19 protein-coding genes and 2 pseudogenes are annotated in these 20557 nt (G+C 64.0%); 11 read left to right on the top strand and 10 right to left on the bottom strand.

Translation table 11 applies throughout. The annotated features are described in order from the left end of the window. The first annotated feature begins 222 nt into the window (after positions 1–222). Positions 223–3279 carry an ATP-binding protein gene (locus IVA98_RS34845; protein ID WP_247334968.1) on the top strand — a complete coding sequence of 1019 codons (3057 nt, stop codon included), beginning with the start codon at positions 223–225 and terminating at the stop codon, positions 3277–3279. 96 nt (positions 3280–3375) lie between these two features. Here IVA98_RS34845 and IVA98_RS34840 read toward each other — a convergent pair. After that, positions 3376–4579 (bottom strand): annotated as a pseudogene (locus tag IVA98_RS34840) (ABC transporter substrate-binding protein). A gap of 211 nt (positions 4580–4790) precedes the next feature. Between IVA98_RS34840 and IVA98_RS34835 the strand changes: the two are divergent. Further along, the gene (locus IVA98_RS34835; RefSeq protein WP_247294516.1) at positions 4791–6404 is read left to right on the top strand and encodes an acyl-CoA synthetase; all 1614 of its coding nucleotides are present in this window, start codon (positions 4791–4793) and stop codon (positions 6402–6404) included. Between the two features lie 134 nt (positions 6405–6538). Here the strand turns inward: IVA98_RS34835 and IVA98_RS34830 are convergent, their stop codons facing one another. Further along, on the bottom strand, positions 6539–7738 hold the full coding sequence (locus IVA98_RS34830; protein WP_247294518.1) for an MFS transporter: 1200 nt from the start codon (positions 7736–7738) through the stop codon (positions 6539–6541). A 185-nt stretch (positions 7739–7923) separates the two neighbouring features. On the opposite strand from IVA98_RS34830, the gene IVA98_RS34825 reads away from it, so the two are divergent. The 3 genes from IVA98_RS34825 to IVA98_RS34815 all read left to right on the top strand — a co-directional run bounded on the left by IVA98_RS34825 (position 7924) and on the right by IVA98_RS34815 (position 10861). Further along, positions 7924–8727, top strand: coding sequence for an MBL fold metallo-hydrolase (locus tag IVA98_RS34825; RefSeq protein ID WP_247334972.1), 804 nt, complete (start codon positions 7924–7926; stop codon positions 8725–8727). 155 nt (positions 8728–8882) lie between these two features. After that, the gene (locus IVA98_RS34820; protein ID WP_247334974.1) at positions 8883–9899 is read left to right on the top strand and encodes an alpha/beta fold hydrolase; all 1017 of its coding nucleotides are present in this window, start codon (positions 8883–8885) and stop codon (positions 9897–9899) included. A gap of 14 nt (positions 9900–9913) precedes the next feature. Beyond that, positions 9914–10861, top strand: a complete 948-nt coding sequence (locus IVA98_RS34815) for a fatty acid desaturase (RefSeq protein WP_247294524.1) — start codon at positions 9914–9916, stop codon at positions 10859–10861. Between the two features lie 61 nt (positions 10862–10922). Here IVA98_RS34815 and IVA98_RS34810 read toward each other — a convergent pair whose 3' ends face one another. After that, positions 10923–11171 (bottom strand): hypothetical protein, encoded by a 249-nt coding sequence (locus IVA98_RS34810; protein ID WP_247294526.1) that lies wholly within the window; start codon positions 11169–11171, stop codon positions 10923–10925. Between the two features lie 135 nt (positions 11172–11306). Beyond that, on the bottom strand, positions 11307–12287 hold the full coding sequence (locus IVA98_RS34805; protein WP_247356699.1) for a helix-turn-helix transcriptional regulator: 981 nt from the start codon (positions 12285–12287) through the stop codon (positions 11307–11309). Positions 12288–12315: 28 nt separating this feature from the next. Here IVA98_RS34805 and IVA98_RS37895 point away from each other — a divergent pair, with 28 nt between their 5' ends. Further along, the gene (locus tag IVA98_RS37895; RefSeq protein WP_524536449.1) at positions 12316–12471 is read left to right on the top strand and encodes a hypothetical protein; all 156 of its coding nucleotides are present in this window, start codon (positions 12316–12318) and stop codon (positions 12469–12471) included. Then, on the top strand, positions 12401–13021 hold the full coding sequence (locus IVA98_RS34800) for a glutathione S-transferase N-terminal domain-containing protein (RefSeq protein ID WP_524536453.1): 621 nt from the start codon (positions 12401–12403) through the stop codon (positions 13019–13021). Before IVA98_RS37895 ends, IVA98_RS34800 begins: the two co-directional genes overlap by 71 nt. A 72-nt stretch (positions 13022–13093) precedes the next feature. Here the strand turns inward: IVA98_RS34800 and IVA98_RS34795 are convergent, their stop codons facing one another. The 4 genes from IVA98_RS34795 to IVA98_RS34780 all read right to left on the bottom strand — a co-directional run bounded on the left by IVA98_RS34795 (position 13094) and on the right by IVA98_RS34780 (position 16949). Continuing rightward, positions 13094–13876, bottom strand: a complete 783-nt coding sequence (locus IVA98_RS34795) for an enoyl-CoA hydratase/isomerase family protein (RefSeq protein WP_247356688.1) — start codon at positions 13874–13876, stop codon at positions 13094–13096. A gap of 12 nt (positions 13877–13888) precedes the next feature. Then, the gene (locus IVA98_RS34790) at positions 13889–14998 is read right to left on the bottom strand and encodes a cyclic nucleotide-gated ion channel (RefSeq protein ID WP_247294532.1); all 1110 of its coding nucleotides are present in this window, start codon (positions 14996–14998) and stop codon (positions 13889–13891) included. Between the two features lie 162 nt (positions 14999–15160). Continuing rightward, positions 15161–15379, bottom strand: a complete 219-nt coding sequence (locus IVA98_RS34785) for a hypothetical protein (protein ID WP_247294533.1) — start codon at positions 15377–15379, stop codon at positions 15161–15163. A gap of 124 nt (positions 15380–15503) precedes the next feature. Next, positions 15504–16949, bottom strand: a complete 1446-nt coding sequence (locus IVA98_RS34780) for a TAXI family TRAP transporter solute-binding subunit (protein WP_247356686.1) — start codon at positions 16947–16949, stop codon at positions 15504–15506. A 402-nt stretch (positions 16950–17351) separates the two neighbouring features. Between IVA98_RS34780 and IVA98_RS34775 the strand changes: the two genes are divergently transcribed. Both IVA98_RS34775 and IVA98_RS34770 read left to right on the top strand, forming a co-directional pair. Beyond that, on the top strand, positions 17352–17699 hold the full coding sequence (locus IVA98_RS34775; protein ID WP_247277938.1) for a DUF3307 domain-containing protein: 348 nt from the start codon (positions 17352–17354) through the stop codon (positions 17697–17699). A gap of 185 nt (positions 17700–17884) precedes the next feature. Beyond that, the gene (locus tag IVA98_RS34770; protein WP_247294539.1) at positions 17885–18295 is read left to right on the top strand and encodes a hypothetical protein; all 411 of its coding nucleotides are present in this window, start codon (positions 17885–17887) and stop codon (positions 18293–18295) included. On the opposite strand, the gene IVA98_RS34765 is transcribed toward IVA98_RS34770, so the two are convergent. After that, positions 18292–18615, bottom strand: a complete 324-nt coding sequence (locus IVA98_RS34765; protein WP_247294541.1) for a YkgJ family cysteine cluster protein — start codon at positions 18613–18615, stop codon at positions 18292–18294. The two genes, IVA98_RS34770 and IVA98_RS34765, sit on opposite strands and share 4 nt — an antisense overlap. Before the next feature lie 5 nt (positions 18616–18620). Beyond that, the gene (locus IVA98_RS34760; RefSeq protein ID WP_091890491.1) at positions 18621–19319 is read right to left on the bottom strand and encodes a helix-turn-helix transcriptional regulator; all 699 of its coding nucleotides are present in this window, start codon (positions 19317–19319) and stop codon (positions 18621–18623) included. 113 nt (positions 19320–19432) lie between these two features. Here IVA98_RS34760 and IVA98_RS34755 point away from each other — a divergent pair, with 113 nt between their 5' ends. Together IVA98_RS34755 and IVA98_RS34750 are read left to right on the top strand one after the other, a co-directional pair. Further along, a complete protein-coding gene (locus IVA98_RS34755) occupies positions 19433–19693 on the top strand; it encodes a hypothetical protein (protein WP_247294543.1) in 261 nt (86 codons plus the stop codon). A 36-nt stretch (positions 19694–19729) separates the two neighbouring features. Then, positions 19730–20457, top strand: a pseudogene (locus IVA98_RS34750) (glutathione S-transferase family protein). The last annotated feature ends 100 nt before the right edge of the window (positions 20458–20557 follow it).

Genomic DNA, 20557 nt, shown 5'->3' with positions numbered 1-20557 from the left:
TGCTGGCGGCCGAAATACGCGTCACGCTGCCGCCGATCACACATTCGTTGTGTGCAGGCACGCTACCACCCACGACTGCACTTCGTCCAGAGAGCCACGATCCGGTAACATCGCGTATCGCGCAAGCCCGATTGCCATGCATTCCTCTATGGGTAATGTACGCCAAACGCCTCGCAGGCGTTGGAAGCGGGACTGCCGAGGCAGTTCGTTGAAGGGGCTGAAATGCATTGCTTCGCGTGTCAGTCGACGATTGATCCCGGCGATAGCTGGTGCTCCAAATGCGGAGCGGCGGTGCGCGAGCGTGTTGATCCCGACAGCGAGCGACGCTTTGTGACCATTCTGCGCGCTGACGTCGTCGATTCCACGGGACTTGTTGCCGAGCTGGAGCCCGAGGCGGCGGTGTCGCGTCTCGAACCGGCTCTTGCGGCGATGAGAGGCGCGGTGCGCCAGTTTGGCGGCATCGTCAGTAAAGAGTTGGGCGACGGGTTGGCCGCGGTATTCGGCGCTCCGATCGCCGACGACAACCATGCCCCGCTAGCGTGCCACGCAGCCATCGAACTTGTCCGGCGTGTCGGCAGCCTGGGGGACCCGGGGCTTCAGGTCCGGGTTGGCCTCCACTCAGGCCATGTAGTGGCCTACATGGTCGCCAGCGAATTTTCCAAAGTCTATGAGATCGGCGGAGCCGCCCAGCATCTGGCAGCCCGGCTGGAAGCCGCGGCCGAGGCGAACCAGATCTATGTTTCGCAAGCCTGCCAGGAGCTCGCGGACGGACATGTGCGCTTTGAATTCCTGGGCCGAAAAGCGCTCCGTGGTTTTGGCGAGCCCATGCCCGTGTACCGGATCATGGGCGCGAGCGATCTGTCGAGCTGGCGGGTCCGACGTGCGCGCAGCGTTTCCCGTTTCGTCGACCGCACGACGGAGCGGGCATTGCTATGGCGCGCGACGGAAAGGGTCGCCGCCGGCCGGCAAACGGTTCTGCTGATGGGGGATGCCGGCATTGGTAAGTCGCGGCTCGCACATGAGTTCGCCCAGGACCTTCGAGCCAGCGGCTGGCGGCTGATCGATGCCGAGTGCAGCCCGAATCTCCAGGGCGCTCCGTACAGCGCCCTCAAGCGCTTGTTGCTGTCGGTATTTGATGCAGCTGGGAGGGATCAGACCAGGACGGATAATCCCAGAGGCGCGTTGCCGGTGGTGCAGCAGCGCGCCATCGATGCGGTCCTGGACTTACCGATTTCCGATCCGCAATGGGACGAATTGGAGCCTCACGCCCGCGGCCGCGCGATTTCAGACGCGAGCTGCGCGATCGTCGCGAGCGTCGCCCGTCGCCAACGCACCGTCCTTCTGATCGAAGACCTGCATTGGATCGATCGGGCCAGCGACACGATTGTGGCCACCCTCTCCGGGCTGCAAAGCCCCGATTTGCTTGTGCTGCTGACGACGCGGCCCAACGGAATGCCGGTGTGGATCGCAAATTGTCAGGCGGAGATCGTGGCGATGCGGCCTCTCGACGACGATTCGGGTCTGGCCATGCTCGCGGAGATGCTTGGCCCCGCTACCTCGAATACGGACCTGAAGAATCGGATCATCTCTCACACGGCCAACGTTCCGCTGTTCATCGAGGAGGTCTGCCGCAGTCTGAAGGACAGCGGCCTGCTTCTTGGCCAGTGGGGTGATCTTTCCGTTGTGCGTCCTGTGGACGAGCTCGGCATTCCCAGCAGCATTCAAGGTGTGATCGCGGCACGGCTCGATCGCGTGTCTCGGCAGGAAAGGTCACTTCTTCAGATCGCCGCGGCGCTCGGACGCCGGGCCAACCAAGCCATGTTGCGGAAAGTAGCGGCCCTGCCGGAAAAAGTCCTGCAGGATTGCCTCGCCGCACTCGACCGGGCCGAATTGCTGGTCAAGATCGACAGTGAGTTGGAGGACTCGCTCGAATTTCGGCACGAGATGGTCAGGCAGGTGACCTACGATTCGATGGTCGAGAAGGTGCGCGAAAGCATCCATGCCAGCATACTTGCCGCCCTCGAAGGCGACGAGGCATGGGCCGACGATCCGGATACGCTCTGCTATCACGCGACGCGAGCAAAGGACTGGCAGAAGGCGTTCGAGCATGGCAGGAGCGCTGCTCGAAAATGCCTGGTTCGCTCGGCCTATGCCGGCGCGGTCGACTATTTCGAGATTGCGATGGGATCTCTCGACAAGACCCCAATGACGCACGCGCGAGAGGTGGACGCCATTGACATCCGAATGGAAGCACGTCTGGCCTTTGCCGGATCTGGGCGCGTCGCGGAAGCCCTGGATCTGGGAAGGGAGGCCGAACGGCGAGCCGATGCGATCAACGACATTGAGCGCAAGGTCGCGGCCATGACCATGAGGGCGGGCGCACAGAACTTCTATGGAGCGCCGGTCGAAGCTGTCGCGATCGGGGAAGACGTGGTGGATCTGGCCGAAAGCTCGGGCAATCCCGGCTGGCGCAACCTCGCCCAATATGGTCTTGGGCAGGCCTATTTTCTTTCCGGCCGCTACCATCACGCCGAGAAGATGCTGGCCACGGCCCGCGCCCATCTCGCGAGTCCAACAGCGAGTGCTCCGATCGGCACGACCCCACGATCTTTGCTCCTCCTTTGCTGCATGATGAACAGCATCACCCGCACCGTGATGGGCGAGCTCGATGTCGCCGAGCAGCTCCAGCGTGAGGCCGCTGCGATAGCGGGGGAGACGGGTCGTCCCTACGACCGCGTCGCAGCCGCCTATAGCGGCGGCTGGCTGAAGCTGGGGCAGAATGATCCGGCAGCCGCCGCTTCCATCCTTGAGGACGGGTTTGTCCTCGCGCAGAAGCACGGCATCCGGCTGTTCGTGCCGGTGCTCGCCTGCCATCTCGGCATGGCCTATCTGGACCAGGGCCTGTTCGACCGGGCGCGGGGCATGTTGACCGAGGCGCGCGAGGAGGCGAAGGCGGTCGGCTATACCTCGGCGGTGCTGCGCAGCTCGATCTACCTGGCGCTGGCGACCTGGCGCCTCGGCGATGCCGGGACTGCGCAGAACATGCTGCGCGAGGCGCGCAACACGGCGCGCCAGCAGGGGTTTTCGGGCCTCGAGGCCGAGGCCCTGCTTGGCGAAGCCGTGGTGACGCCGGCGTCCAGCGCCGAAGGCAAGGCCGCCGTCCTCGCCGCGCTGCGCGCCAGCATCGCGATCGCCTCCGAGAGCGGCGCGCGGCCGCTCCAGCACAAGGCCGAGGCGATGCTGAACGATATGCTGGCGCGGGGCGACGAGCTGACCTGACCCCGACAGGGTCCGCGACGGCACCGCTGCGGCCGACCTCAGCGTCACTGCGAACGAACTGAGGCCGACCGACGGGTTCTATGCTTGCCGCGAGCCTCACTTCACCAGCGGACAGCCACCGTCCTTCAACGGCCGAAACGCCTGGTCGGTGGGCACCTCGGCGAGCAATTTGTAGTAGTCCCATGGCACCTTTCGATTCCTCCGGCTTCTTCACCTGGAACAGGTACATGCTGTGCACCATGCGGCCGTCCTCTCGCAGTACGCCGTTGTCGGTGAAGGCGTCGCGCACCGGCAGCTCGCGCATCTTGGCCATGACCGTCTTGGTGTCCTTCGTGCCCGCGGCCTGCACGGCCTTGAGGTAATGCAGCGTGGCGCTGTAGGTCGCGGCCTGGTTCATCGTCGGCATGCGCTTGACGCGCTCCAGGAAGCGCTTGCCGAAGGCGCGGGTCCTGTCGTTGAGATCCCAGTAATAGGCCTCGGTGACGATCAGCCCCTGCGCGAGTTTGAGCCCAAGGCTGTGCACGTCGGAGATGAACATCACGATCGCAGCCAGGTTCTGGCCGCCGGCGACGATGCCGAACTCGCCGGCCTGCTTGATCGCGTTGATGGTGTCGCCGCCGCCATTGGCGAGCCCGATGATCTTGGCCTTGGAGGCCTGGGCCTGGAGCAGGAATGACGAGAAGTCCGCGGTGTTGAGCGGATGCTTGACGCTGCCGAGCACCTTGCCGCCAGCCGCCCTCACCACTTCGCCGGTGTCGCGCTCGATGGAATGGCCGAACACGTAGTCCGCGGTGAGAAAGAACCAGCTGTCGCCGCCGTTCTTGACGATGGCGCTGCCGACGGTGTGGGCGTTGGAATAGGTGTCGTAAGTCCAGTGCGCGGTGTAAGGCGAGCAGGATTTCCCGGTGATGTCGGAGCTGGCCGCATCGGTTACGATCATGATCTTTTCGTACTGCTTCGACAGCTCCATCACCGCGAGCGCAGTGGCCGAAGTCGGCAGGTCGATGATCATGTCGACGCCCTCGGTCTCCCACCATTTGCGGGCGATGGTGGAGGCAACGTCGGGCTTGTTGAGCACGTCGGCCGAGACCAGGTCGATCGGCTTGCCGAACATCTGTCCGCCAAAATCCTCGATCGCCATTTTGGTGGCCTCGACGTTCCCCATGCCGCCGATGTCGGAATAGACGGAGGAGAAGTCGGAGAGCACGCCGATCTTGAGCGGTGCCTGCTGGGCAGAAGACGGGCTGGTCGCGAGCACGGCGAGTCCGGCCGCGAAAGCGGCACGCATAATCCGACACATGGCATTTCCTCTGATATTTATAATTGGTGCACCAGCCCAGATTGCCTCTCTGAAGTGCCAATTCTTGCGTAACGGCGCCGCGCTCACCGGCTGAATTGACGCGGGCGATCGCGCCAACTACGGTTTGCGCAAACATGGGAAGCGTGCGCATGCAACCCGCCTGACGACTGTTCGGGCCGGCTCCGCGCAGATCGCAAATCAGGGGACGGAAATGACCAGCGATACCGCAGCCACCATCGCGAAAGCCCGCGAGCATTCCATCGGCGATCTCCTACGTCGGTCGGCAGGCCGCGAGCCGAGCAAGCTCGCGGTGAGCTGCGGCGATGTGAGCTGGAGCTTTGCCGAGATGGACATGATCTGCAACCGGCTCGGCCGCGGCTTGGTCCGTCTCGGCGTCAAAAAAGGCGACCGTCTCGCCGTGCTCTCGCGCAATTCGCACGCCTTCGCGGCGCTTCGCTTTGCCGTGGCACGGATCGGCGCCGTGCTGGTGCCGATCAACTTCATGCTCAATCCGGACGAGATCAACTTCATCCTGAAGAGTTCTGGGGCAAAGCTGCTCGCAACCGGTCCTGATTTCGTCGAGCCAGGGCGCGCGGCCAGCGCCAAGGATTGCGCCGTCGAGAAGATGATCTGGGTGCCGGGCGAGGATCCGGCCACGGCACCTTCGGGCCTCACCACCTTCGATGATATCTTGCATGCCGACGGCTCGTTCCTGGACGCGTCGGTCGACAGCCGCGATCTCGCACAAATCGTCTATACCAGCGGCACGGAATCGCTGCCCAAGGGCGCGATGCTGACCCATGAAGCCGTGATGTGGCAGTATGTTAGCTGCATCATCGACGGCGGCATGAGCGTGGATGACAAGTTCCTGCACGCATTGCCGCTCTATCATTGCGCCCAGCTCGACGTCTTTCTGGGGCCGCAAATCTATCTCGGCGCTTCCGGCGTGATCACGGGCAAGCCGACCGCCGACAACATCCTGGCGCACATCCAGGCGCACAAGATCACCTCGTTCTTCGCGCCGCCGACGATCTGGATCGCGATGCTGCGCTCGCCGAATTTCGACAAGACCGACCTGTCAAGCTTGCAGAAGGGCTATTACGGCGCTTCAATCATGCCGGTGGAGGTGCTGCTCGAACTGCAGCGCCGCCTGCCCAACGTCAGATTCTGGAATTTCTACGGCCAGACCGAGATTGCGCCACTCGCGACCGTGCTGCGACCGGAGGATCAGTTGCGCAAGGCCGGCTCGGCCGGCAAGCCGGTGCTCAACGTCGAGACGCGGGTGGTCAACACTGCCATGGAGGACGTCAAGGTGGGTGAGGTCGGGGAGATCGTGCACCGCTCGCCGCATCTGCTCTCCGGCTATTACAACGATCCGGTGAAGACCGCGGCGGCGTTTTCAGGCGGCTGGTTTCACTCGGGCGATCTCGCGACCGTCGACGACGAGGGCCACATCACCGTGGTCGATCGCGTCAAGGACATGATCAAGACCGGCGGCGAGAACGTCGCAAGCCGCGAGGTCGAGGAAATGGTCTACCGCATCCCCGCTGTGTCCGAGGTCGCCGTCGTCGGCCTGCCCGATCCGCGCTGGATCGAGGCGGTGACCGCGATTATCGTGGTCAAGAACGGCGAGACGCTGGACGAAGAGGCCGTCATCAAGCATTGCGCCGGCCAGATGGCGCATTTCAAGGTGCCCAAGCGCGTCATCTTCGTGGATAGCTTGCCGAAGAATCCGAGCGGCAAGCTGCTCAAGCGGGAGCTGCGCCAGCGCTTCGTCGGCGGCGACACGCTCGACAAGGCGATCCAGAAGAATTTTGGAACATGAACGCGCTTTTCGCCTCTCCATGCGTGCCGGGAGAGCTGGAATTTGAGAGAGAATCCCGGGTGAGGGAGCCCCGCGACTCCACGGTCAGCCTTGGAACAACAGCGTTTCCACATCGTCATTGCGGAGATGCGCCCTCAATACTTCTTCACCGTCGCGGCGAACGCCAGCCACAGCGCCATCGAGGCTAGCCCAAAGCTGCCGAGCAGCAGGAACGTCGGGCCGTAGCCGATCCATTGCGCGATCCAGCCACCGAGCGCGGGACTGAAGCTCGCGCCGACGCCCTGCACCGTGATTACCGCGCCTTGGCCTAGATTGATGCGACCGGTTCCGTTAAGCGACCGCGCGACCATGCCGGGGACGGCAACGGTCTGGAGTCCGGTGCCGATGCCGTCGAGCACCTGCATCGGCACGACGCCCCACCATCCCGTGACGAAGAAAGCGAGCACGCCGCGGATGGGCAGGAACATGAAGGAGATGAGGATCACCGGCCAGTAATTGCGCTTGCTCGCGGCCTTCATCGCGATCAGCGAGGTCACGATCATCACGCCCTGCGCGATCACGACAGTGGTCGCGACGAAGCTCGGGCCATTGGCCTGGCCGTCGGCCACTGCCGCAAGTCCATAGAGTGGCACGATCGCGGCATTGCCGAGATGGAAAAGGGCGAGCGCGAGTGCCAACACGAGCAGCGGCTTGTGCTTGAGCAGCATCGTCATCGCATCCGGCGGAGCTTTGGAATCGTCCTCCTTGCTGCCGCGCGCGGCGCGATCGTCGATCGCCTTGGCAGGAATCATCAGCACGCAGGCGATCGCGATCGCGCCGAATATGGCCGCCAGCACGAACACGGCGACATAGCCGAACTTGTAGCCGAGATAGCCCGACAGCGCGGCGCCGACCATGTTGCCGGCGTGGTTGAATGCCTGATTGCGGCCGTTGAGCGCGTTGAAGCCCTTCTGCTTGGCGATGCCGAGCGTGATGCCTGTCACCGCTGGCACGATCGCGGCGCTCGCCAGCGATTGGGCGACCTGGGAAAAGGTGACGGCCCAGAAATTTTGCGAGATCAGGATGATTGCAGATGCCAGCACCACGCAGATGCCGGGGATGACGACCCACATGCGCTTGTTGCGGCTGGAATCGATTAAGCCGCCGATCGGGGTGGTGATCAACATGCCCGCGACGTTGCCGATCGTCAGTGCAGTGCCGATCAATCCACTCGCCCAGCCGCGCTCCTGGAGGAAGACGCCGACGAACGGCCCGATGCCCGACTGCATGTCGGCCATGAAGAAGTTGAGCGCGAATAGGGGCCAGATACGAGACGGTGAAGGGCGCGATGTCATCGAGACGCTGAACGCAATGCTGCCGATCGAATAGGATCTCGCATGAGGCGGAGGGTTCGGGCCCATAGATGCCCGGGCGGACCAGAACCTAACCTGCGCTCGTCGCGTTGGTTCCGATCGCCCTTGCGATCGCAGGACCGCGACGTCATGTCATACTTGCGACTGTCTCAATCAGGATCTCGGCCATGCCACTCTGGACTTGCGAAACCTGCGGCGCGCAATTTCCGGACAGCGGACGTCCGCCCGCATCCTGTCCGATCTGCGAGGACGAACGGCAGTTTGTGGGCTGGAAAGGGCAAAGTTTCCTGACGCGCGAGGCGCTGGCAGAACGCCACGGCGTCGTCTGGCGCGACGATCTCGGCCTGACCGGCCTCTCGCTCGAGCCGAGCTTCGCTATCGGCCAGCGCGCGCTGCTGGTCCCGCTCAGCGGCGGCTGCATGATGTGGGACTGCATACCGCTGGCAACACCAGAGGCGATTGCGCATGTGCGTTCGCTCGGCGAACTGAAGGCGATCGCGATCTCGCATCCGCATTATTATGGCGCGCTCGCCGACTGGAGCGAGGCGTTCGGCGGCGTGCCGGTCTATCTACACGCAGATGATCGCCAATGGGTGACGCGGCCGCATGCATCGATCGTGCACTGGACCGGCGATTACCACCGCATCTCCGACGACGTGCTGCTGCTGCGCACCGGCGGTCATTTCGCCGGTGCCACCGTGTTGCACTGGCGGCATGGTGCGGACGGCAGGGGCGCGCTGCTCACCGGCGATATCGCGCAGGTGACGATGGATCGCCGGTTCGTCAGCTTCATGTATTCCTACCCCAACTACATGCCGCTCAACGCCGCCGCGGTGCGGCGGATCGCATCTGCCGTCGAGCCGCTCGCCTTCGACCGCATCTATGGCGCCTGGTGGGGCCGCAACGTCGCCGCAGGCGCCAAGGCCGCTTTTGCTGCCTCGGTCGCACGCTATCTGGCGGCCATCGCCTGAGTCACATGCCGGTTTGGGAGCGCTTGCCGCGCCAGAATAACTGTACTATAAGTACATTATTGAGTGCGGGCGCGATGGCGCGCTGGTGGATTCGGCATGATCGGTGCATTGCCAAACGCCGCACGCCTTGCGATGCGTGAGCGGGAGTTTGGCCCATGACGGCAGCGAGCGATTACGAGATATTCGAGGCCGGCGACGTCACGCTCCAGTCCGGCACCGTCTTTCCCGGGCTGAAGCTCGCCTACAAGACTTATGGAACGCTGAGCCGGGCCAGGGACAACGTCATCCTCTACCCGACCTCCTTCAGCGCGCAGCACGTCGACACCGAATGGCTGATCGGGCCCGACGGCGTGCTCGATCCAACACGCTACTTCATCATCATACCGAACCTGTTCGGCAACGGCCTGTCCTCATCGCCGTCGAATACCGCCGCGCCGTTCCCGAAGGTCACCTATCACGACGCGATCTCGGTCCAGCACCGGCTGCTCACCGAATGTTTCGGCATCTCGAAGCTCGCGCTGGTCTATGGCTGGTCGATGGGCGGTATGCAGGCCTATCATTGGGTGGCGCTGCACCCTGATATGGTGGAGCGCGCAGCGATCGTCTGCGGCAGCGCGCGCTGCGCGCCCTATAATCATGTCTTTCTGGAAAGCGTGAAGGCCGCCCTGACCGCCGATCCCGCCTTCCGCGATGGCCGCTTCGTCGAGAAGCCCGTCGCCGGCTACCGCGCGATGGGACGTGTCTATGCCGGCTGGGCGATGTCGCACGGCTTCTATCGCGACGAGATTTGGCGCGACGCCGGTTTCACCTCGCTCGAAGATTATCTCGTGCGTGGCTGGGATGCCGCCTTTGCGCGACGCGACGCCAACGATCTCCTGGCGCAGATCGAGATCTGGCAGAATGGCGATGTCAGCCGCTGCGCCGCATTCGGTGGCGATTTCGGCCGCGCGCTCGCCGCGATCAAGGCACATATGTTGCTGATGCCCGGTGCGACCGATCGCTATTTCGACGTCCGCGACAACGAAGATGAGCTCGGCCGGTTGACCAGCGCGAAATCGGCGGTATTGCATCCGATCCCGTCGCTGCACGGCCATCGCGCCGGCAACCCCGTCAACAATCCGCGCGATCAGGCTTTCATCAAGGCCGAGATCGCAGCGCTTCTCAGCAGGTAGGCAGGCATTCGGACATGGCTGACACAACCGTTTCAGATCCCGGCCATCGCTTGAAACCGCTGACACCGGCGATGCTGCGCCAATTGTCGGTCCGCTCCGACCTCAGGGGCGCGGCGCAGAGCCTCGGTCATTATGGCGCGATCGTGCTGGTGGGCATGCTGATTTGGATGGTCGCATCGCGCCATGGCGTGCTCTGGGCGCTGCCGTTGATGGCTGTGCAGGGCTATATCGTTGCCTTCCTGTTCATGGCGGTGCACGAGACAGCGCACAAGACCGCTTTCAAAAGCCGCGGCCTCAATCTCGCTGTTGGCTATCTCTCGGCTTTCATCATCGGATTGCCTTACGAATATTATTGCCTGTTCCACTGGGATCACCACCGCTACACCCAGGATCCGGACAAAGACCCCGAGCTGATCGTCGGCGTGAAGCCGAAATCCGACACCCAGCTCGCGATCGCCTATAGCGGCCTGCTTCAGGTCGCCGGCCGGCTATGGCTGATGCTCGGCCATGCCGTCACCGGCAAGGTCGTCGTGCCCTGGATCCCTGAGAGCAAACGCGCCATCATCGTGGCCGAGGCGCGCGCCTATGTCGCGCTCTACGCGATGTTGCTTGCGCTGTCGCTGTGGCTCTCGTCGGCCATGCTGCTCTGGGTCTGGACCGTCCCGCTCGTGGTCGGGCAGTTGTTCCTGCGGCCCTATCTCTACGCCGAGCATACTGGCTGCGACCGCACCCGCAGCGCCTTCCAGAATACCCGCACGACCTATACCGGCGCGATCGTCAAATGGTTCGCGTGGAATATGCCCTATCATATCGAGCATCACGCCTATCCCTCGATCCCCTTTCATGCGCTGCCGAAGCTGAACGAGATCGTCGATAGCGAGATCGTCCATCGCGGCCGCGGCTACATCAGAACGACGCGCGAGACCTGGGCCTGGTTTCGTCGGCAGCGGCAGCTTGGCTAGCTAGCTCAACGCAAAGGCCCCGATCGCGGAGCGATCGGGGCTCTGTCGACGATGCGAGGTATCAGTAGATCCCGTAGGCGCAGACATTCACGACGCGCACGCGCAGGCCGTGACGGGTCTGGATGAGGCGCTCCTGGTAACAGTTGCTGACGCCGGTGTTGACGTAGACGCCGCCAAAGCCCCAGCCGGGACCCCAATGGTGATGGCCCCAATGGTGATGGAAGCCGCCGGCCGAGGCGGCGGTGGGGGCGAGCGCGGCAACGCCGAGCGAGCCGGCAGCGATCAGACCAAGTGCAAGCTTACGAAACATCTTCATTCTCCATTTGGCGCAGTGCCATTGTTGTGTCCCTGCATCTCGGTCGGACCGAGACGCGAATGCGTTCATGGCGTTGGCTGAGAATCGTGTTTCAGGATTGTTTCGTGCGCCGCGACAATAGTGCCGCCGTCAGGCTTTCCGCGTCACGTGATAGCGTGCGGCCATCGCCTGCGTCAGCTGGATCATCTTGTCGCGGAGATCGGCGGGCTCCAGCACTTCGGCCTCGGGGCCCAACCGCAGCAGTTCGGCCGCGGCATGCCATGACGTCTTGCCGACCGGGACCCTGGCGATGCGCCAGCCGTCTGCGTCGGCGGTAGCTTCAAGCTGCGTGCGTGCCTTGACGTAAGGCTGGCTCAACGCGTCCAGCAGCTTGACGCCGAATGGCGACAGCCGGACGATCGCCACATTGGGGTGCATCTCGGCCTCGAGACGAAGTATCGCGGCCTGCCAGTAAGAAGCGAGATCGAACCCGGCGGGACGATCGAAGCGATCGTCGAGCGCCGTGCAGTCGAGCACCCGCGCAACGCGGTAGGTGCGCACATTGCCGTCGACTTGCCCTGCGAGATACCAGCTGCCGCCCTTCAGCACGAGGCCGAGCGGAGCGACGCGGCGCTGCTTCTCAGCGCGCCAGCTCTGGTAGCGGATCTTGATCAGCGTCCCGCGCAAAGCTGCGCCAGCGATGGTGCGCAGATGCTTTGGCTCTTCGGCCTCGCCGAACCAGCCCGGCGCGTCCAGGTGAAATCGCTCCTGCATCCGTCCGGCGTCCTCGCGCAGATTCGCGGGCAGCGCCGCCATCAACTTGTTCTGCGCGGCGATCATCGCGGCGTCGAGCCCGAGCGCCGCGGCCGGGCCCGGCAATCCCGCCAGGAACAGCGCGCCTGCCTCGCTTTGCGACAGTCCGTTCAGCCGCACGCGATAGCCGTCGAGCAGGCGATAGCCGCCCTCGGCGCCGCGGTCGGCGTAGACAGGCACGCCGGACGCAGCGAGCGCATCGATGTCGCGATAGATCGTGCGCACCGACACCTCGCAGGCTTCCGCCAGCTCGGGCGCGGTGACCTGCCCCTTGGCCTGGAGGGTGGTGAGGATCGACAACATCCGGCTCGCGCGCATGATCTCCTTAGATCATACCTGACACAAGATGTCAGGTATGCTCCGCTACAAGCTGCACTATAGCCAAAAGGCCAGATGGGAGACCCGCCATGACCGATCCGAACCGCATCACGCTGTATTATTCGCCCCAGAGCCGCGCCACCGGCACGCGGGTGCTGCTGGAGGAGTTGGGTGCCCCCTATGATCTCCATGTCCTCAACATGAAGGCCGGCGAGCAGCGCAAGCCCGCCTATCTCGCCATCAACCCGCTCGGCAAGGTGCCCGCGGTCCGCCACGGCGAGGCGCTTGTGACCGAGCAGGTCGCCATCACCATCTATCTCGCCGATCTCTTCCCGCAGGCGGGGCTGACGCCCGCGTTGAACGATCCGCTGCGCGGGCCCTACCTGCGCTGGATTGCCTATTACGGCTCATCCTTCGAACCGGCCCTCATCGACAAGTTCATGCAGCGCGAGCCGGCGCCGATCACGCAATCGCCCTATGCCGATTACGACACCATGCTGGGCGCCCTCGAGACGCAGCTGGCGAAGGGGCCGTATCTGCTCGGCGAGCGCATGACGGCGGCGGACGTGCTGTGGGGCGTCGCGTTAAGCTGGACCATGATGTTCGGTATCGTGCCGAAGAAGGACGTTTTCGTCCGCTATGCCGAGCGCATGACATCGCGGCCTGCGTTCCAGCGCATCAATGCGGCGGATGAGGAGATGGCCGCGCAGCATGCGGCGGCCGCTGGAGGGTGATGGGTCGCGCGCCCGCGGCGCGCTGGTCGGGACGACGATGCAATATGGGGCGGCATCGTCGGCCACAAGCTCTCAAAACCGCGGCGGCCGCTTCTCCGCGAACGCCTTGATGCCTTCCTTGATCTCGTCGCCGCGCATACTGTCGCGGTGACGCTGGTCGGCGGCGGCTTCGTCCAGCTCCCCGCGGGCGAATTCGTTGATGGCGCGCTTCATGCCGCGCATCGCCTGCGGCGCGTTGCCGGCGAGGATAGTGGCGAGCCTGTCGACCTCCTCGTCCAGGAATTCCAGCGGCTCCATGGCAGTGAGATAGCCGATGCGCCGCATTTCGGGAGCGCTGATCTTCTGCGCGGTCAGAAACAGTTTCTTGGCATTGTCGACGCCGAGCCGGGTCACGTAGCGTTTGATGCCGCTCGGGTAATAATGCAGCCCGAGCCGCGCCGCCGGCATGAACATCTCGGCGGTGTCGACGCCGATGCGGAAATCGCAGGCCAGCGCGAGGTCGGTCGAGCCGCCATAGACGCCGCCGTTGAGCCGGCAGATCGTCGGTACGCCCAAATCCTCGAGCCGATTGACGACCGCCTCGAAAGCCGAGCCCGCGCTCTGCTGCTCCTGGGCGCTGACAGCGCGTTCCGCCACCGAATTGAGATCGTAGCCCGCGGAGAAGGCGCGCCCGGTGCCGGTGAGCACCAGCACGCGGATCTCAGGATCGCTCTCGATTCGGTCGAACAATTTGACCAGTTCGCCAAGATCCTCCGCCTGGAGCCGGTTGAGATGCTTTGGTCTATTGAGGCGGATCGTGGCGCGTGCGCCAGTGATTTCGAGCACGGGGCTGGTCGCGTCGGCTGCGTCCGACATTCTTGTCTCCATTCATGTGTTTTCGAGCGCGCGCCGCTTCGCCTCGGCGTCGATGGTCTTGGCGAGCTCGGGATGCCGCGCCATCAGCACGCGGAAATCGACGAGGTCGAGCACCAACAGCCGCGACACTTTCGTGGTCGAGACATTGGCGCCGCGCTTGTTGTTGCCGAGCAGCGCCATCTCACCGAAGAAGGCACCCTCGCCGAGCTGCACCTTCTTGCCGGGCAGGTCGACCTCGACCTCGCCGGCGGCGATGAAATACATGCAGTCGCCTTGCGTGTCCTTGCGGATGACTACGGTGCGTGCTGGCAGCTCCATGGTACGCAGCATGTGGGTGACGTCGGCGATGGCCGCAGGCCCGAGCGCCGCGAAGAACGGCACCTTGCTGACGGATTCCCAGGTCTTGAGGAAATTGTCGCGCCTGGTCTCCGCGGCAAAGCCGGTCGCCAGAATACCGGTCCATAGCCCGAACACGCCGAGGCCGGAGATCATGACCAGCGCCGCCACCATGCGTCCGAGTGGAGTGATCGGCACGACGTCGCCATAGCCCGTCGTCGTCAGTGTGGCGACGGCCCACCATAGCGCGGCAGGGACGCTGCCAAACGTCTGCGGCTGCACGTCCCGTTCCAGGAAATATTCGGCGACCGAGGCGAGGAAGATCACCATCAAGAAGATCACGAGCACGCTGATCAGCGGTCCCGATTCCAGCACCAGCACGCGGCGCAGCTGCCGCAAGCCCGGAATGCCCGGCACCACCTTCAGCACCCAGAGCACGCTGAGCAGCCATGCCGTCTTCGGCTCGACGCCGAGAACCAGCGCAGTCGGCACGGCCAGCGCTCCGACCGCGTCGACGATGCCGGCCGAGGACGACATGTAGAGCGAAAGCCGCCCCTGCCGCGCCATATGGCGCAGCCGGACCAGCCACTCGAATACGAAATAGAGGAGGCAGGCCCACAGCAGGATATCGACCCAGCGGCGCGACGCCTCATAAGCCGGATTGACCGTCAGCAGCACCATGCCGAGCACGCCAACGCCGACGGCCACATAGGCCGCCTTGGTCATGTTGCGGCCGGCCGTGGCGGCCGCGAACTGGGCCAGAGCGGAGATCAGCGGCTTGGACATGGGGAAGGCGGCTCGGTTCTGGCTCGTGGTCCCGGCTGGGACTTCAGGACCAAAGTGCCCGCCCGGGCCTAGGCCGTCAACGACGGCCTCGGGCCGCAGCGTCGTCGGGGGCGGACACTGAGGGCAGGCAAGGTGCCTGGCGGAGCGCCAAGCCGAGAGACGCTACCTGAAATGCGGTGGCTCGTCGTAGCCGCGGCGGCTGCTGAAAAACAGCAGCACCATCAGGCCAATGCCGACGACGACGGAAAATCCGGCCCCCAGCGCGAGGGCCCAATAGCCTTCCGCCGGGATCGGCTCGCCTTCGACCGCCATGGCGGAATAGGCGAAATAGCCAACCGCCGCCAGCATTCCCAGCAGGAAGATGACGAGGAGTGTACGCATGGCGCGTTCTCCGGTTGCAATCCGGGAGCCAACGGTTGTGGCTGGTGACGGTTCCTGAGTTCCTGCCGTCGATCTCCCGGGCAGGACGTCCGTCAGCCCGAGCTGAGGGCATCAAACCCGCGGATCAGGCGCTCTGGGCAGTCTTGACCACCACGACATTGCTATCGTCGTGCTGGGGCGAGCCGGCATCGCGGGCGGCCTGTTCATTCTCACTGGCATGACGTTTCAGATAGTCGCGGCGCATCCCGATCTCGTCGCGGACGAGCTCATAGCCGAGCTTGAAGGTATCGAGCCCGTCGGTGCTGATCGTACCGTCTCTGAGTCCAATGACGGCCCCGCGCAAGATGCTCTCCAACTCATCCTGGAGGCACTCGAGCTGATCCAGCGAATGGGCGTGCTCGATCCGCTCGCCGATGTCGAGAATGGCGGTGGAGAGCTCGCTGGCCTTCTCCGGCGCGATCCTCGTGATCTTGGCGTAGATCGCAGCGAAGATCGAGCCGATGATGCTGAACGCGGCGGCGCCCAGATACAGCAGGTCGCTGTACTTATCCATGAACGACTTGGTGTCGTCGTTGATGTAATCGGCGGCGCCCCGATGCGCGATCACGAAGGCATCCTTCTCGACAGAGGCCGGCTCTATCCTGGTGGCAAAGCCGTTGTCGAGCCCGAGCGCGGATTTGTTCTCGTAGACGATGCGCGCGAGCTCGCCTGCGGTGGTCGGCGACATCCTCGATTGTGCGACCAGGAGCCATTCGAGCCCGATGGTGTCGAGATCGTCCTCGGGAATTTGCGGGGATGTCGATAACGTGCCCGCTGTCAGCGTCTCGTCGGAAATGCCCGGGAATTTGCGCGCCAGGGCCTTGGCCTCATCGATCGCGTTGAGCGTGAAGCCGCCGCGCTTGGCGACCTGCTGATAGGACTTGTCCCTGACAGCTCTGGAGGCGTGGACGATGGCAATCACCGCGCCAAAGCCATTTGCCGGGGCAAACAGCTTGTCGAACGTTGCGCCCTGCGGCGCCATCTGGATTTTCGTGGCATCGGGGCCGTCGGGGACGTCGAGAACACTGCGGACGAAGGCGAGCGAGGATTCGTTCTCGGCGAGGACCGCGACCTTCTTCTTTTTCAACTCGGCGAGCGACTTGATCTTCTTGTTGCCGGGACCAAGCAGGAGCACGAGATCGTGCTCGAGGACCGCAAGCGTGCGCGCCCGCAGCGGCACTTTTGCGTCCGTGCGCAGCACGGCGAGGTCGGCCTGCTTGCGGTCGAACTGTGCGATCGCCTTGCCGTTGTCCGCATTGTTGGCAATCTTGATCCGAAAGCGCGAGGCGTTGTTCTTCAGGAGAGCGGCGAGCTTGGCCGCGAACAGCGCCTCGTCGCTATTGGGCCCGCCGACGGCAAAGGTCAGCGTTTCCGAATTGTGCACCAACGTGCGGCCGGCCCAGACGGTGGCAAGCGACAGCAGCAGAGTCAGCACGACGTAGAGGAAAACCTGCTGCTGGTTGGTCTTGATCACTTTGGGGCGCCGGGGCGGAGGCTCGATCGGTGATACGGTGGGGCCTTCAGCACTCATGGCAGCACTCTGGCCTTATTCTTTGGCTGGCGGCGGCGCGTGGACGGGAAGCGCAGCGGGCGCTTGTAATTCGTAAACGCCTGAAAAAAGAACGTATTTCTCTACCGGTGATGATAGCGCCAAGGTCGCGGAATGCAAATTTCGAGCCGTAGGTAACCTTACTCGGCGCCACCGCGGCGATTGGTCATCCTATCACCAGTTAGCCACAGTTGATGATTTTCCGGTTCCCCCCGGCTGCATTCCGCCGCGGGAGATGTCATAAATCACAGGTCCCGGCCGTTTGACCGGTCCAAGAAGAAGTTGCGCTGAACGCTCCAATTTTTCTTGTCACGTCATGAGGGCGTCAGCTTGTCGTTTCCACCCATGTCATCGGCGGTTCCGGTTGAAGCGCTCATTGGCTGGATGCTGCTGCTCACCTTCAAGCACATCATCGCCGATTTCGTCCTCCAGACCGCCTGGATGGCGCAGGGTAAGGATCAGAAGCACGGCTGGGCCCTGCCGCTTTTGGTGCACTGCCTCGTTCACCTTGCGGTTGCGTTGCCGCTGATCCTGATCGTGGCCCCGAAATTCTGGTTCGTGGCATTCATCGATTTCGTGATCCACATCACGATCGACCGCGCCAAGGGATTGGTCTCGGCCAATTTCGGTGTCGACATGGCGCACCCCTGGTTCTGGACCCTGATCGGCGTCGATCAGGCACTGCATCACCTCACCGGCTTCGGCCTCTCCATCTTCATGGCGGCGAACTGAGCCCGGGCTAGCGCGATGCGGGGCAATTCCTGACCGGCATAAAGGCGCGGCCAGAGCGCTGTGGCGGCAGTCGCGTCCCGCGATTCGCGGCCAGGGCGCAAGGACCCCGGGTGACTACCGGGCGGCGTGGTTAACCTTTCGTTAGAGAATTGCGCGGCATCTTCCGTACACGAGGGAGAACTGCAATGTTTTCAAGCCGCGACACCTTTGAAAGCGATTTCTGCCCGGTCCGCGACGAGCTCCTTGGCGAGATGTACCGCGCCAGCGAGAGTGGCCTGCCAAGGTTGGTCGAGAGTGTTGCCCCTGACGCGCGCGCCAGGCTGGCGCTGTTCTGCTATCGCCGCAGCCATCTGCATCCGCTGGCGCTCGCGATCGCCGCAAGCTGTAGCGAGCGCGACCTGATCGAGAACGGCGGCCGCGTCGGTTCGACGCTCTATGCGCTGTCGCGCGCAGGCGCTGCGAAATCCTCGCCGTCGCTCTCGGGCGGGCGCAAGCCGATCACGCTGTCGACCAAGCCGCTCTCGGTGCTGGCCCCGCTCGAGGACGAGCTCGACGACGAGATCAGCGGCGAGATCGGCGTAGCCGTTCCGGCTTAGACGGCCTCTAGCGCCGGGAGCCCGAATTTCCGCCGCGCCATCGTGCATTCGGCGTCACCCGGCATGCAGGTGCGGCACACCTCCGGCCGCACCGCGTAGATGCCGCATGCCGTCGTCGTGCCGATCTCTCCCTTTAACGCCGAGCAGCGATCGCCCTCGCAGCGCATCCCGGATTGGCGCGCGTTGACGAGCGCCTCCGGGATAGCTGCAAGCTCTTCGTCGCTCTCGATCGAGAAGCGCGGCCAGTTCGCCGAATAGCCGCAGCAGGCACCGCAACTCTGGCAACAGCTCGACGGATCGAGCGGCGAGATCTGTTCCATCGTGGTCACGTGTCCTTTGGCGGACCCCAGACCAGGCTCTGCCGCCATCTTGCGCGCAGCACGTCGCGCCGCTCCGGATATTTTTCGTCGAGATAGGTCGCCTCCACCACGCGGTCGGTGCGGAAGCTGCGGAAGTCGCTGCGCAGCTCGCACCAAGCCGCGAGCAGGCGCACGGCTTCGAGATAGCCGACCGAAATCGGCCAGATCATGCGCTCGCTGGCGCGGCCCTGCTCGTCGCGATAGCGCAACATAATCTTCTTGCCTTCGTGGATCTGCGTGCGCGTGCGCGCCATGTCGAGGCGGTCCGGCTCCCTGTTCCAGCTTGGCCGCGCGCGGCTCGCCGGCTCCAGCACGAAGGGACGCAGGCGCTCGGGGACGGTGTCGGCGATCTTGGCCATCAAATCTTCGGCGGCGCGCGCCAGCGCGGAATCGGCATGGCCCGCGACCCATTGCGCGCCCAGCACTGCTGCCTCGATCTCGTCGGGCGTCAGCATCAGCGGCGGCAGGTCGAAACCCTTTTCCAGGATGTAGCCCATGCCGGCTTCGCCGCGAATCGGGACGCGCTGGCCGATCAGCGTTGCGATGTCGCGATAGATGGTGCGCTTCGAAGTCTCGAGCTCGGCCGCGATCGCGTCCGCCGTCAGCGGTTTACGCGTACGCCTCAGCACCTGGATGATCTGAAACAGCCGGTCGGCACGTCTCATGACTGGTCTCTTGTTCGTGGTCTTTTCAAAAGGCGGCGCGCGGCTGCTGACAGGATGTTGGCAGCAGGGGAGTTCTATACCGGGACAACACGTCGACTGAAGAGGATTTGTCCATGATCATTCCAACCCATTTCGGCTCGGCCGGTCCGCTGTGGCGCGCCCAGATGTGGCAGGCCCGGGGGCTTCGCCGCCTCGTCTCGTTCGATCTCATGGCTGCTGACCTCCGATTTGCGTTCGCAAGCGTGGTGGCACGCTCGCTGATCCAGGCTGCGGACGCGCTCGTCCACCACGTCATGGCCCGCGCCTGGCAGGGGGCCCGTTTTGCAGAAGATATCACGGCTGCTGCCACCATGGTGGCAGCAGCCGGCAGATAGGTTCCGGCAGTTTTCGGTAGGTTCAGGAGAGGTTTCATGATCACGCTTTACGGCTTTGGCACCGGCTTCGGCCTGCCGGAAATCAGCCCCTTCGTCACCAAGACGGAGGTGCAGCTCAAGAGGCGGGGCTGCCCTACCGGAAGGAGCGCGCGATGCCGCCCGCTTCGCCCAAGGGGCAGCTGCCCTTCATCGACGACGGCGGCGAGGCGGTGGCCGATTCCACCTTCATCCGCGCCCATATCGAGCGGCGCTACGGCTTCGATTTCGACGCCGGCCTGTCGCTGACCGAGCGCGCACAGGCCTGGGCGTTCGAGCGGATGATCGAGCACCACGTCTATTGGGCACTGGTCGGGGCGCGTTGGGTCGATCCGGTCAATTTCGCCAAGGGCCCGTCGCATTTTTTCGACGGCGCGCCCGAGCACAACCGTGAGAAGCTGCGCGAGGACGCGCAATTCCGTGTTGCCGAGAATTATCTGCTCTCCGGGTTGGGCCGCCATGCGCCCGACGACGATGTCGATCTCGCCGTGCGCTCGCTGTTCGCGCTCTCGGTGCAGCTCGGCGACAAGTCGTATCTGATGGGCAGCAGGCCCTGCGGTGTCGATGCCACCGCTTTCGGCGCACTTGCCGGGATCCTGACGCCGTTCTTCGAATCGGCCTTGCGCAAGCGCGCCGAGGGATTTCCGAACCTCACCGCCTATGTCGACCGCATGATGGACACGTATTATCCGGAGTTCGCCTGGACCCCGCTGCGGCAGGCGGCTTGAGACGCAATTCGCGTCCACCGCTCGCTGCACCTCTCCCGCTTGTTTGGGGGAGGTGGTCGGCGCGAAGCGCCGGGTGAGGGTCTCAACCGTAAAACGGAAG

It is taken from the genome of Bradyrhizobium sp. 160, from assembly GCF_023073735.1.
Lineage (GTDB): Bacteria > Pseudomonadota > Alphaproteobacteria > Rhizobiales > Xanthobacteraceae > Bradyrhizobium.
The sequence above is the reverse complement of the archived record's forward strand: the minus strand, read 5'-3'. Positions and strand labels throughout refer to the sequence as shown.